Genomic DNA, 12,275 nt, shown 5'->3' with positions numbered 1-12,275 from the left:
GCCAGCGTCCCCAGTGTGCAACCAGCCGTCCTGGAGCGTCGTGGCAGTTTTTTCCGCTTGTTGCCAGTAGCCGGTCATGGTGGTGGGCGAGCGCACGAGTAACTCCCCAGTTTCGCCTGTGGCGAGTTCATTGCCTTGCTCATCAATTATTTTGAGTTCTGCACAGGGTAGCGGCCGTCCGCAGGACCGCAGGAGGTGCGGCTCGCCAGCGAGGGCTCGGCGATGGTCGCTGGCGGTTAAACTCAGCACCATACAGCTCAATTCGCTCATGCCAAAACCTTGAACAAAATCACATTTAAATATGGCGAGGGCTTGCTGTAAAACGTCGATGGCAATGGGTGAGGCGCCGTAGGTAATCCGTTTTAGCGGGCTGAAGTCGTAGTTTTGAATATTCGGAACCAAGGCCATCATCGCTTGGATCATGGCCGGTACTAAAACGATGTCGCAATTGTCGCTACGGGTAATCGAGTCAACTACCGCTTGCGGATTAAAGTCGGCGATCAATTCTATGCTACAGCCATTACCCAGCCAAAACATCATGGCCGCAAAGCCGGCAACGTGAAAGAGCGGGAGTGGCATGATGCAGTTGTGAGCAACTTGCAGCCGCGGGCTTATGTGGCTTGTCATGACATACCCGCTTAAAAGCTGGTGGTAGCCAATCATTACCCCCTTGGGGTGGCCGGTGGTGCCGCTGGTGTAGATCTGCACCGCCGTCAAGTGCTCATGGTGGTCGAGGGCGACTAATTTAGTGCTATTGCTACTGTATATGCTTTCTAAGGCTGGCCAATTGTCTGCGCCTTGGGCAAGGCTAAAGCAATGGGGAATGTCTACAGCGGCGCCACTTTGCTCGGCAAGATGACGCAGGGCGTCGTCGCCACACACCAGTACATCGGCATTACAGTCACGCAGAATATAGGCTATTTCTTGTGCCGCAAGGCGATAGTTTAAGGGGACTATGGTCAGTCCACTTTTCATACAGGCCGTTGCGAGAAGTGGGAATAGGGCATTATTTTTACTTAGCAAAACGACGCGACTACTTGGTTTAAGGCCCAGTTCCAGCAGGCCATGTGCTAGACGGTTGGCGAGTCGGTCAAAGTCTGCATAGGTTTGGCTGTAGCCACCAAATTTTATCGCAGTTTGCTCAGGGTGGTTGATCGCATTGAATTCGATCATCTGGTGGATAAGCATCGTGAACCTCTTGGTGGCTGCTTTCTTTCAAGACGTTATTTTCCGGTGTCGGCGCCATAGCCACTAGGGCATGCCACGTCAGGCGTGGTTATTCTGCGCCACCGTCTTTTAGCTCAATACTTACAGCGCTTGTGGCGCCGTGACGTAAATAGACAAGCGCTGACGTGCCCCGACCTGTGCCTTGCAAGGGCGAGTGTTTACAGTTCTGCGGTATGGGTCGCGGTCTATGCGACATAGCAGAATTTGGCGTTAGGATTAGATGATGATTAAAACAAGAATTACTGAGTTGTTGGGCATTGAGCACCCCATTGTTCAGGGCGGAATGATGGCGGTTGGGACCGCAGATTTGGCGGCGGCGGTTTCTAATGCCGGCGGCTTGGGCATTATTACTGCCTTAACCCAGGTGACGCCGGCGGACCTCGCCAAGGAAATTCGCCGCTGCCGTAGCATGACAAATAAACCCTTTGGCGTGAATTTAACTTTGTTGCCGACGATTAATCCGGTGCCCTATGACGAGTATGTTCAAGTCATTATAGACGAAGGCGTGAAAGTGGTGGAAACCGCAGGGCGCAGCCCTGAGCAGTATATGGCGGCATTTAATGAAGCGGGAATCAAGGTTATTCATAAGTGTACTTCGGTCCGTCATGCCTTAAAAGCGGAGTCAATCGGCTGTGCAGCGGTGAGTGTTGATGGTTTTGAGTGCGCTGGTCATCCCGGTGAAGACGATGTGCCGAATATGGTTTTGCTGCCTTGTGCTGCGTCTAAACTCAACATACCAATGCTGGCCTCTGGCGGTATCGGTGACGGCCGTGGATTGGCCGCAGCACTCGCCTTGGGTGCTGACGGCGTCAATATGGGGACGCGCTTTGTGGCAACGGTAGAAGCGCCGGTCCACGACAATGTGAAGCAAAAAATGGTGGACAGCACTGAACTCGACACGGCGCTTATTTTTAGAAGTCTTAAAAATACCGCGCGGATTTTTCGCAACCAGGTGGCTAAGGAGGTGCTTGAAATTGAGGGCCGCGATGGGCAGACGGATTTTGCGGATCTACAGCCCTTGGTGTCCGGCGTTCGTGGCCGCGAGCGGGTGCTGCAGGAAGGTGATACCGACGACGGCGTGTGGACCGCTGGTTTGGTCATGGGACTGATTTACGACATTCCCAGTTGCGAAGTCTTGATTTCGCGAATGATGAGCGAAGCGGAAAGCATTATTGCCCAGCGCCTCAGCGGCATGTTGCTTGAGTCAGCATAAGGGCTTGTCGCCAGTAAACCTTACCGCCAGAGTGAGTGGGTAAATAGTTATGCGGAATAAGCAGTTTTCTGTCGGGGTTAATGAATGCGACGACCGTGGCGCCATAAAAAATGCTGTCATTAGTGATTGGTTTGAAGTCGCTGCAAAGGGGTATTTGCAAGAGTGCTTAGTCGAATTTAAGCATGGCAATAAAACGCCAGAATGGCAGCAGCAATCACTTCAGTTTGATTATCTACATAGCGGGTTTGCGCATAGTGATGTTGACCTCGAATTGTCCGTTACAGAATTGGCGCGGCGTAGCTGCACTTTAGGTTGTCGTTTTTACCAAGCGGGTAAATTAATGGCGGTCGGGAGTTGTGTCATGGTTCTCGTCTTGGCTCGCGACGGTGACGTCACCGTGATTCCCGCCGCGACTTATGACGTTTTGAAAAGTGAGATGCTCGGTTTTTTGCGCATAGCTCGCTCGTAATTGACACCGCAGTCGTATTGACGCGAGGGCTTTTAAAGTCAGGAGTTTGTATGTTGTTAACAGAAGATCAGCATTTGCAAGAATTTCGAGCGGAAATTCGTGCATTCTTACAGGTCGCGCCGACTGAAGAAATTTTAGAGGCGGGCCGTAAAACAACCAGTGTTTTTGCGCCGTTTAAGCAAACAATGGATTGGCATAAAATTTTGTATAGGCAGGGCTGGGTAGCACCGGCGTGGCCGCAAGAATATGGCGGCACCGGCTGGAATGTCGAGCAGCGCTATGTTTTTGCACAAGAATGTAACCGTCGCGGCGTGCCACCTTTGCTGCCGCAGAATTTGCAAATGGTGGGCCCCGCGGTATTGGGCTTTGGTACGGCCGAGCAAAAAGCCGAATTCTTACCGGGTATGTTATCGGGTGATGATTTCTGGTGTCAGGGCTATTCTGAGCCGGGCGCTGGTTCAGATTTGGCCGCGTTAAAATGCCGCGCCGACAGTGACGGTGATGACTATATTCTCAATGGTTCAAAAACGTGGACCACTTACGGGCATTACGCCAATAAAATGTTTGCCCTAGTGCGCACTAGCAGTGCTGGGAAGCCCCAAGCGGGAATCACATTTTTATTACTCGATATGAATTTGCCTGGTATTGAGGTGCGGCCGATTATTGGCCTAGATGGCTGCCCTGAACAATGCGAGGTGTTTTTTAGTGATGTACGGGTACCCAAACGCAATCGTATCGGTGAAGAAAACAAAGGCTGGAATGTAGCGAAATACGTGCTGGAGTTTGAGCGCGGAGGCAGTAGCTATAGTGCTTGGCTGGTGCCGGCCCTAGAGAAATTGCGGGCTCGCAGCTTTCTTGATGCGAGGGGCTATTGTGTGGGGGATGACGTGCATATTCAGCGCCGCTTATCAGAATTAGAAATTGATATTCGCGCGGTGGAACACACTGAAAAGCGGGTGAATGCGAATCTTAAACATGGCGAAAACCCAGGGCCAATGGCGTCAATGCTGAAAATACTTGGCTCAGAGGTGATGCAGAAATTCTCGGAACTTCAGTTGGATATTGTGGGTATCGACGCCTTGCCCTTGCAGACCGCCGCACTGGCCGTGGGCAGTGACATTGCCGCCCTCGGCGAAGAGTCCGACATGCTTGCAATGCCTTACTATCTTAATACTCGCGCGGCCTCGATCTATGCCGGCTCCAATGAAGTTCAGCGCAGTTTATTGGCTAAAGCAATACTGGCTGGCTAGGCCCTGCAAGGAGACCTTATGCAATATCAATACAATGAAGAACAAACTCAGATAAAGGACATGTTTGGGAAGTTTGTTCAGGACCAATATGGCTATGACCGTCACCTAGCGTTGTGTAAAAGTGAGCGGGGTTTTAGCGAGGATCACTGGCAGCGATTTGCGGAGCTGGGCCTGCTTGGTCTGCCATTTTCAGAAAGCGACGGTGGCCTTGGCGTCGACGGTGGTTTTTTAATGGCAATTGCCGAGGAGTTCGGCCGTGGCTTGGTACTGGAGCCCTATATTGCGACGGTCGTGTTGGCGGGTGGATTATTGGCCAGGGCAGACAATCGCGAGATGCGTGAAGCCTTGTTACCTCGGGTAATCGCTGGAGAGTTCAAACTGTGTTTGGCGTGGGAAGAGCGTGCAAGTCGTGGCCAGCCGCTCACTGTTAGCGTGACCGCGAAGTCAAATCAGGCAGGCGATAAAATTATACTGAACGGTCAAAAAATAGTTGTTTTAGGCTTGGCGGCCGCGGACAAAGTGATTGTGACCGCAGTGAGTGAGGAGGGATGTGTGAATGCCTATTTACTTGACCCCGCCACTGTTGGCGTTCAGATCCAAGGGCAGACACTGGTCGATGGGCAGCGCGCTGGACAGTTTCAGTTGACTGAGGTGGAGGTGAGCGCAGATGCGGCCTTGTTTAGTGATGGCAACGCTGAGCTCGGCTTAAGCGATGTGGTTAATGAGGCGTTGTTGATTATGGCCGCTGACGGCCTAGGCGCAATGGATCAATTGTTGGCGCTGAGCGTGGATTACTGCAAAACCCGTCAGCAATTTGGGGTGCCGATTGCGACGTTTCAAGCATTACAACACCGCTTAGCCGATATGATGATTGCCTGTGAGAAAACGCGCTCATTAATGTGGGCGGCGTATCAGGCTCAGGGCAGCGTTGAGTTTGGTGAACGGGTCGCCATGCTTAAGGCGCAAATCGGTAGTGCTGGCCGCTATGTGGGGCAGCAGGCGGTGCAACTTCACGGTGGTATTGGCATGACTGAAGAATTAAGTGTTGGCGCGTATTTTAAACGGCTAACAGTGATAGACCTGTTGTGTGGTAACCGTGACGATCAGTTGACTTACTTGGCGCAGCTGCAAACTCAGCGGGCGCTTGCCGCTGCTTGATGGCGTTGACGTAGTTGCTTAGGTGCTTCACCGTAATAGTCGCTGTACGCGCGATTAAAATTATTTGCGTAGCGGTAACCAAGTTGATAGGCAATCGCTTTGAGGGGCATATTGGTGCCCCTTAAATATTGCTGTGCTAGTTCCATGCGGACTTCCAAGCATACCTGGCGAAAATTGGTATTGGACTCGCTTAAGTAGCGACGTAAGCTACGGGGATGGATCTTGAGTAGCTGTGCGGTGCTGTCTAAAGAAAAAAGACAAGTTTGCGGGTGCTCCACCAAACTCCGTTTTACTCGGGCGACGATACTGTTGCCCCGGTAGCCTTCGCCAAGTACCTGCTCAAGTTCTGAGGTGCATTGGCGCATTAATTCTGCACTGCCAGTTGGGATGGGGGCGTGCATCCACGCCAGAGGCCAAGCGAGAACGGTGTGCGCTTGGTCGAATATTACTGGGCAGCCAAAGAGGGCGCGGTATTGGTCGGCGTGGGGCGGCTCGGGATAATTAAATGACACATAGCTGGGGATTGCGCCGCGTCCGCTTGGTAATATCACTTGGGTGCAGCGCCAGACAGCGAGCAGGCTCATTTCAAATAATTCTTGGCGAAACTCTTTAGCTTCATTAACGACAGAAAATACGACGCGGCCGAGTTCTTCGTTTAGTGAGAGTCGTGTTCGCACTAAATAGTGTGAACTATTTAGTGCGTGGCTGGTGAGTTTGGAGGCGTGCATGATGGTCGGTGAGGTCAATACCGCATAACCTAATAGACCTGCGTCGGTGAGTTGAGCGCGGTCGCCAATGCGCAGCGCTATGTCAGGGATCGGCCCAGATTTTAGTTCGCGCAGCGCGTGTAAAAAAGCCCACATACTATTTTGGTCATCTGCGGCGCAGTTCCAGTCACCGTGTATGCCGTGACGCGCGGCTATGCTGTTGCGATCAATTTCAGGGTGGCTGGTTTTCAGTAATTCCTTTAGAGTGGCTAGGCGACGTCGGCCCATATGTTCCAGTTCAAATAATTGCATTGCGGAATATCTGTTGGCGTGGACGATAATGATAATAAAGTTTGGCCGGTAATGATATTAAATTACCTATTGGCCTGTGTAAATCTTGGTATTCTATTGTTGCGGCTTAGAAGCAAGCCGTTGGCTATCTGCCTCACTCTAAAAAAATAGATAAAAAAAGAGGGTAAAGTTATGCGATTACCTACCGTATGTGTTGAATATTTAGACAGTCTATTGGCTTATCTCAGCACTCAGGGGGTTCGTCCAAGCCAATTGCACGCAGTATTGCGCCTAAAACCCGAGGAGCATATTACTGAGCAAGGCCGCTTCCCATTGCGTTTGTTTGAGATGATGCTCGATGCGGGTAGCCAGTTACTCGAGGACCCCTATCTTGGCGCCCACGCTGGTGCTCACAGTTCTAAACAAGCCTGGGGTATGGTGAGCTATTTGGGCATGAGTGCGCCAAGTATGCGAGAGGCGGTTCATGCAGTGGTGGATTTTTCTCGTTTGCTCATTGACCACGGCGACGTAGAGTATTCTCAACTTGACGATAACCTCGCGTGCCTAAGCTGGGAGGTGCCGCCACGCCAGCAGGCATCGCGGCAATTGGTCGAGTTCTTTTTTACTAGTTGGTATCGCGTTAATAAGCCGACGCTCGATCGCTGGTGCAGCAAACGTGAAATTCATTTTAGCCACAGTGGCCCGGCAAGTTGTCAGGAGATTGAGGCGATTATTGAGGCGCCGGTACATTACAGTAGTAATGCTAACTGTGTTGTTTTTGATAACCATTTTCTTGATAGGCCCACGCGATTCCCACATACCGCAATTCATAGCTCACTAGTGCAAGCGGCAAGGGCTGAACTCGCTAATTTGCAAATGGAAGACCGTATTGTAAAAGAGGTTTTGGAGTGTATTGTTCGTCAATTACCTGACGGTGTACCGAAACTTGAGGATGTCGCAGCTGAACTTGGTTTGGCGTCTAGGACCTTACAGCGTCGCTTAAATAACACGGAAACCAATTTTAAAGGCTTGGTTGACGATGCCCGCAAACAGCGCTCGAAAAAGCTGATTAGCGACAGCGAAATGGGCCTGTTAGATATATCGGCTGAATTGGGCTTTAGTGATCAAAGTGCATTCCAAAAAGCGTTTAAGCGCTGGTTTGGACAGGCGCCAGGGCGCTACCGAATGAGTCAGCAAATTTTGAATTGAGCCCGATCGTTTGCCCGTCGTCCTATGTTCTGTTTTTTGAGCTGCGGCTTATCCGGCGTTAAATAATGCGCCAACTCCCTTGCCACGCCCAGCGTGGCTTGTCTCTGGGCTGAATCCCAACTACTTTGTATAGCAGCGCTTTGTTATTTAATGGTGAAGACGCGTATCCATTGGGAAATTTGTTGGGGTAAGTCATGGCGGCAGTCGATGATGTAAAGGCCTATGAAAAACTAGGTGCTTTTTATCTAGGGCGACGAATACTTGCCTCAGGCGAAGCCAGTCGTGAGTCGATTCTTTATCACTCTAAAGATTTAACAACACATGCTGTTATTATCGGCATGACCGGCAGTGGTAAAACGGGATTGGGCTTGGGTCTCATTGAAGAGGCTGCCATCGATAAAATTCCCGTTATCGCCATCGATCCCAAAGGGGATTTGGGCAATCTCATGCTCAATTTTCCTGCGATGCAGGGCCGCGATTTGGCGCCGTGGGTCGACCCCCAGTCAGCCACCAGCAAAGGTTTGAGTCAGCAGCAGTATGCCGAAGCGCAGGCAAAAATGTGGCGTGAGGGTCTTGCGGACTGGGATCAACCATTGGCCAGGATCCAGGCTCTGCGCGATGCCGCCGATATTAATATTTATACGCCGGGCAGCTCTGCAGGAATACCGGTGTCGGTACTGCAATCGTTTACGGCGCCGTCTCTGGCAATTCGCGAGGATTACGATGCCTACGCCCAGCGTATTCAGGCCACGACCACGGGCATCCTGACCTTATTGAGTCTCGATGCCGACCCCCTCACCAGCCGCGAGCATATTCTGATCGCCAATATCCTTCAATATTATTGGGATAAGGGTGAGGGGCTCGAGATTGCGGGCTTAATTGGCGCAGTGCAAAATCCGCCAATTGCGCGCATTGGCGTGATGAGTCTCGACAGTGTTTATCCGGCAAAAGACCGCTTTGCCCTCGCTATGCGTATGAATGGCCTGCTGGCCTCACCGGGATTCGCAGCCTGGATGCAGGGTGTGCCGCTAGATGCCCGGCGATTATTCTATACCGAGGCCGGCAAGCCGCGGGTGTCGGTGATGAGTATTGCGCATTTGTCTGATACCGAACGCATGTTTTTTGTCACCATGCTGCTCAGTGAAATCATAAACTGGATGCGCGCCCAGCCCGGCACAGGGAGTCTACGTGCGATCCTGTATATGGACGAAATTTTCGGCTATATGCCGCCAACGGCCAACCCGCCAAGTAAAATATTGCTGCTATTACTACTTAAACAAGCTCGGGCCTTCGGTTTGGGTGTGGTGTTGAGTACCCAGAATCCCGTGGATTTAGACTATAAGGGGCTCTCCAATACTGGCACCTGGTTTATTGGCCGCTTGCAAACTGATCGCGATAAGCAGCGCGTGCTGGATGGTTTGTTGGGGGCGGCGGCAGGTACCGAAGTGGTCGAAAAAAGCGAGCTTGAACGGACCCTGAGTGGCCTCGGGCAGCGGCAGTTTTTACTGCATAACGTCCATGCTAACGGCTATTTAGAGGTGTTCACCACGCGCTGGGTTATGAGTTATTTGGCCGGTCCCTTAACTCGCGAACAAATAAAACGACTAACCGAAGAAAAGGCGAACACGCCGGCCGGTCAGTCCAAGCCCTTAGTTGCCGCGCAGCTTAGGGTCCCCACGAGCACAGTAAGTCCGCTATCAATGGCAAAACCGAGCTTAGCGCCTGATATCCCCCAGTATTACCTCGCCGCGAGTATTGCAGCGCCCGAAACTGATTCAACACTGTGCTATCAGGCGTGTTTGGTCGCGGCGGCGGAAGTTTTGTTTAGTAGTAAAAAACACAATATTGAACGCAGCGAGACGTATGTTCTGGGTGTAAATGTTGATGACCGTCAGTTGAGTGTTGAATGGCACGACGCTGAAACCTTAAAAATCGATATCAATGAACTTAGTAAGCGTGGTGAAAAGGCGGCCAGTTTTCGGGTGCCTGCGCCAAGTTTGGAACAGGCCAAAAATTATGGTCAGTGGGAAAAACAGTTAAAACGTTATATTCGCACTGAGCGCGGTTTAATCCTATATCGTAGCGCGAGACTGAAACTTAGTTCTGAGCCTGGCGAGACTGAGGGTGATTTTCGGATTCGTTTGCAAACGCTAGGGAATGAACAGCGCGACCTTGCCGCGGGCAAACTGCGGAATAAATACGGGGCCAAGGTTCAGCGCTTGGAAGAACGCCTGCGCAAAGCGGAACAAGCGATTGCGCGAGAGGAGTCTCAGGCCAGCCAGCAAAAATTAGATACCATGGTGTCTATTGGTAGTACGATTCTCGGCGCGCTTTTTGGCGGCGGTCGCAAGTCCAGTACGGCTCGGCGCGCTGGCTCGGCAGTGAGCAAGGCCAATCGGATTCGTAAGGAAAGCCAAGACGTCGAGGACGCCCAAGAAAATGCTGAGGCCTTACGCTCCCAGCTAACAGAGTTGGAACGCGCACTGCAACAAGAGTTAGCGACAATGGGAGAGCAGTGGGATAGTCAGCTAGAGCAATTGGAAGAAGTGGTCATTCGTGCCATGGCAAGTAATATTCATATTCCCCTCTTGGGCCTGTTGTGGCGCCCCTATTGGCAGGCTCCGGATGGATTTACCGAGCCGGCTTTTTAATTGGCGCAGTCGCTTTGTTTACTGTTAGTTGTTGAACTTGGCTTAGCAGTTCGCCAAACCAAATCAAAGCCGGATCGTGGCTAACACTTTTGTGACAAAACCAGCGCAGTTCTAATTTTGGTGCTTCAAAAGGCAGCGCGCGGCTACTGAGCTGCCATTGTTTAGCAATACTACTGGGAATGGCGGCAATAAAATCCGATTGACTGAGTAACGCGGGCAGCGGGCCGTAGTGCTGCAAGCGCAGGGCGATTCGGCGCTGTTGACCTATTGAGCGCAGTGCTAAATCAATGTGGCCTGAGCCGCTTAGTCTGCTTGAAACATGGATGTGACGGCTGTTAATGAACTCATTTAAACCGAAAGCGCCTTTGCTCAGTGGGTGGGAATTACGCATAACGCAGCAGTAAGGGTCAGCGTATAGAGGTTGGCTGACGAGCTCGGGATGACTGAGTAGCGGGGCGTCGATCGCGAGATCAACATTGCCACTAGCGAGCTCAAAGGGCACCTCGCGGCGGTCCATGAAAACGACTTCTAGATTTGTATTGGGGGCTTGAATCACGAGTTGTTTGAGTAACCCAGGTAATAGAATAAGTTCCGCATTTTCAGTCGCGTGAATACGGAATGTTCTATTGCTTGTCGCAGGGTCAAAGCCAATACGCGCCGCCACGCAATTGTCGAGGCTCTTTAAGGACTCCCTAACCGTAGTAATCAATTGCCGCGCCAGCGGGGTAGGGCTCATTCCACTTGGGCTGCGAACGAATAGTGGGTCGCCAAATATACTGCGCAGCTTGGCTAGGGAACTACTCACTGCGGGCTGAGTAACGTGTAATACACCTGCAGCTCTGGTCAAATTTTGCTGGGAGTAAATTGCGTCGAAGACCACAAATAGATTGAGGTCGATTTTGGTATTTCCCATCATTCCCAGTTACCTGCTCTTAGTTATAAGCAATGCTTATTATTGTACATAACAACTATTAATTTCAATAATGATATTGCTTTGCGTATGATCAGGCTCTTATTCGAGGTGAGGACGAATGGTGGCGGAGATAGTGATGGTTCGGCATGGTCAGGCGGCGTTTGCCAGCGATGATTACGACCGACTGACCGACATCGGCTGGGAGCAAGCACGCTTATTGGGCGAGTATTTTGGCGTCGCTGAAGCGAACTTCGACGCGGTTTTTACTGGCACGATGCGCCGGCATAGAGAAACTCTTGCGGGCGTTCGTGATGTCTTTGCCCAGATGGTGCCAGCCATCGCCTTGCCTGAAGCGCTGGCGTTGCCGGGGCTAAATGAATACGATTTTCACAGTTTGGTTACCGCGTATTTGGCGCGCACTAGCCAAGAAATAGACCAGAGCGACGCACGGGCTTTTTATCGTACTCTTCGCCTAGCTCTGATGGCGTGGAGCCGAGATGAATTAATTAATGTTACTGAGACGTGGCTGAGTTTTGAGAACCGAGTACGCGACACCATGGCGAGCCTAGCAGGTGTCAGCGGGCGAGTTTTGGTAGTGACGTCGGGTGGGCCGGTTAGTGCGGTACTGCGCGAGGCACTTAAGCTGGATGTCGAAACCATGGTGAATTTGAATCTGCAGGCGAAAAACTCTGCGATTACTCGTTACTTCACAAAGGGTGAACGATTTCATTTAAATACTTTTAATGCCGTTCCGCACCTAGCGGTCCACAAGCAATTAATAACTTATACCTAATACACGTCATAGCGAGGGGACGAAAATGAATTTGAGTCAGAGCGAAAAAGCGCAGCAGTTACTGGTTAAACTGAGTGCGTTTATGAACGAGAATATATACCCAAATGAAAAAGCCTATGCCGAGCAATTGCATAGCGCGGGCAATCGCTTTGGTATTTTACCGCTAATGGACGAGCTCAAGCTCAAGGCTAAGGCGGCGGGCCTGTGGAATTTGTTTTGTCCTGAAGAGTTTCCCCAGTACTGCGAGCATGGCGGCTTAAGTTTTACCGATTACGCCCCCCTCGCGGAATTGATGGGTCGCGTTCTGTGGTCACCGGAAGTATTTAACTGTAACGCGCCAGACACCGGCAATATGGAAGTGTTTATGAAGTACGCCACTGACGCTCAGCGTGAT

General features: G+C 51.3%; 10 protein-coding genes and 1 pseudogene. 8 read left to right on the top strand and 3 right to left on the bottom strand.

Annotated elements, in window-relative coordinates:
* Positions 1–1,188 (bottom strand): class I adenylate-forming enzyme family protein (locus ABYT30_RS09050; protein WP_373096104.1); only part of this gene is annotated, 1,188 nt, incomplete at its 3' end.
* Between the two features lie 262 nt (positions 1,189–1,450).
* Here ABYT30_RS09050 and ABYT30_RS09045 point away from each other — a divergent pair.
* The 4 genes from ABYT30_RS09045 to ABYT30_RS09030 are packed head-to-tail and all read left to right on the top strand — an operon-like array spanning position 1,451 to position 5,317.
* Positions 1,451–2,440: an NAD(P)H-dependent flavin oxidoreductase gene (locus ABYT30_RS09045; protein WP_373096102.1), complete on the top strand. Its 990-nt coding sequence runs from the start codon at positions 1,451–1,453 to the stop codon at positions 2,438–2,440.
* Between the two features lie 49 nt (positions 2,441–2,489).
* Positions 2,490–2,909 (top strand): acyl-CoA thioesterase, encoded by a 420-nt coding sequence (locus ABYT30_RS09040; RefSeq protein ID WP_373078406.1) that lies wholly within the window; start codon positions 2,490–2,492, stop codon positions 2,907–2,909.
* 50 nt (positions 2,910–2,959) lie between these two features.
* A complete protein-coding gene (locus ABYT30_RS09035) occupies positions 2,960–4,159 on the top strand; it encodes an acyl-CoA dehydrogenase family protein (protein ID WP_373096099.1) in 1,200 nt (399 codons plus the stop codon).
* An 18-nt stretch (positions 4,160–4,177) separates the two neighbouring features.
* Positions 4,178–5,317 (top strand): acyl-CoA dehydrogenase family protein, encoded by a 1,140-nt coding sequence (locus ABYT30_RS09030; protein ID WP_373078401.1) that lies wholly within the window; start codon positions 4,178–4,180, stop codon positions 5,315–5,317.
* Here ABYT30_RS09030 and ABYT30_RS09025 read toward each other — a convergent pair.
* Positions 5,293–6,336 carry an AraC family transcriptional regulator ligand-binding domain-containing protein gene (locus ABYT30_RS09025; RefSeq protein ID WP_373078400.1) on the bottom strand — a complete coding sequence of 348 codons (1,044 nt, stop codon included), beginning with the start codon at positions 6,334–6,336 and terminating at the stop codon, positions 5,293–5,295. The genes ABYT30_RS09030 and ABYT30_RS09025 overlap by 25 nt on opposite strands.
* Positions 6,337–6,507: 171 nt before the next feature.
* Here ABYT30_RS09025 and ABYT30_RS09020 point away from each other — a divergent pair, with 171 nt between their 5' ends.
* Entirely contained in the window at positions 6,508–7,524 is a 1,017-nt protein-coding gene (locus tag ABYT30_RS09020) for an AraC family transcriptional regulator ligand-binding domain-containing protein (RefSeq protein WP_373078397.1), read from the top strand.
* Positions 7,525–7,718: 194 nt separating this feature from the next.
* On the top strand, positions 7,719–10,175 hold the full coding sequence (locus ABYT30_RS09015) for a helicase HerA domain-containing protein (protein WP_373096097.1): 2,457 nt from the start codon (positions 7,719–7,721) through the stop codon (positions 10,173–10,175).
* On the opposite strand, the gene ABYT30_RS09010 is transcribed toward ABYT30_RS09015, so the two are convergent.
* Positions 10,156–11,091 carry a LysR family transcriptional regulator gene (locus tag ABYT30_RS09010; RefSeq protein ID WP_373078392.1) on the bottom strand — a complete coding sequence of 312 codons (936 nt, stop codon included), beginning with the start codon at positions 11,089–11,091 and terminating at the stop codon, positions 10,156–10,158. The two genes, ABYT30_RS09015 and ABYT30_RS09010, sit on opposite strands and share 20 nt — an antisense overlap.
* A 115-nt stretch (positions 11,092–11,206) precedes the next feature.
* On the opposite strand from ABYT30_RS09010, the gene ABYT30_RS09005 reads away from it, so the two are divergent.
* Both ABYT30_RS09005 and ABYT30_RS09000 read left to right on the top strand, forming a co-directional pair.
* Positions 11,207–11,881, top strand: a complete 675-nt coding sequence (locus tag ABYT30_RS09005) for a histidine phosphatase family protein (RefSeq protein WP_373078389.1) — start codon at positions 11,207–11,209, stop codon at positions 11,879–11,881.
* Positions 11,882–11,906: 25 nt separating this feature from the next.
* Positions 11,907–12,275 (top strand): annotated as a pseudogene (locus ABYT30_RS09000) (acyl-CoA dehydrogenase); the annotation flags it as partial.

The sequence above is a fragment of the Zhongshania sp. genome, assembly GCF_041623545.1.
Lineage (GTDB): Bacteria > Pseudomonadota > Gammaproteobacteria > Pseudomonadales > Spongiibacteraceae > Spongiibacter.
Note: the sequence above shows the minus strand (reverse complement) of the source record. Positions and strands in the feature narration are given on the sequence as shown.

Bases quoted from the DNA above. Each gene is read 5' to 3' on its own strand.
- ABYT30_RS09030 (WP_373078401.1), top strand. From the start codon at position 4,178: ATGCAATATCAATACAATGAAGAACAAACTCAGATAAAGGACATGTTT.
- ABYT30_RS09005 (WP_373078389.1), top strand. From the start codon at position 11,207: ATGGTGGCGGAGATAGTGATGGTTCGGCATGGTCAGGCGGCGTTTGCC.
- ABYT30_RS09015 (WP_373096097.1), top strand. From the start codon at position 7,719: ATGGCGGCAGTCGATGATGTAAAGGCCTATGAAAAACTAGGTGCTTTT.
- ABYT30_RS09025 (WP_373078400.1), bottom strand. From the start codon at position 6,336: ATGCAATTATTTGAACTGGAACATATGGGCCGACGTCGCCTAGCCACT.
- ABYT30_RS09040 (WP_373078406.1), top strand. From the start codon at position 2,490: ATGCGGAATAAGCAGTTTTCTGTCGGGGTTAATGAATGCGACGACCGT.
- ABYT30_RS09010 (WP_373078392.1), bottom strand. From the start codon at position 11,091: ATGATGGGAAATACCAAAATCGACCTCAATCTATTTGTGGTCTTCGAC.
- ABYT30_RS09035 (WP_373096099.1), top strand. From the start codon at position 2,960: ATGTTGTTAACAGAAGATCAGCATTTGCAAGAATTTCGAGCGGAAATT.
- ABYT30_RS09020 (WP_373078397.1), top strand. From the start codon at position 6,508: ATGCGATTACCTACCGTATGTGTTGAATATTTAGACAGTCTATTGGCT.
- ABYT30_RS09045 (WP_373096102.1), top strand. From the start codon at position 1,451: ATGATTAAAACAAGAATTACTGAGTTGTTGGGCATTGAGCACCCCATT.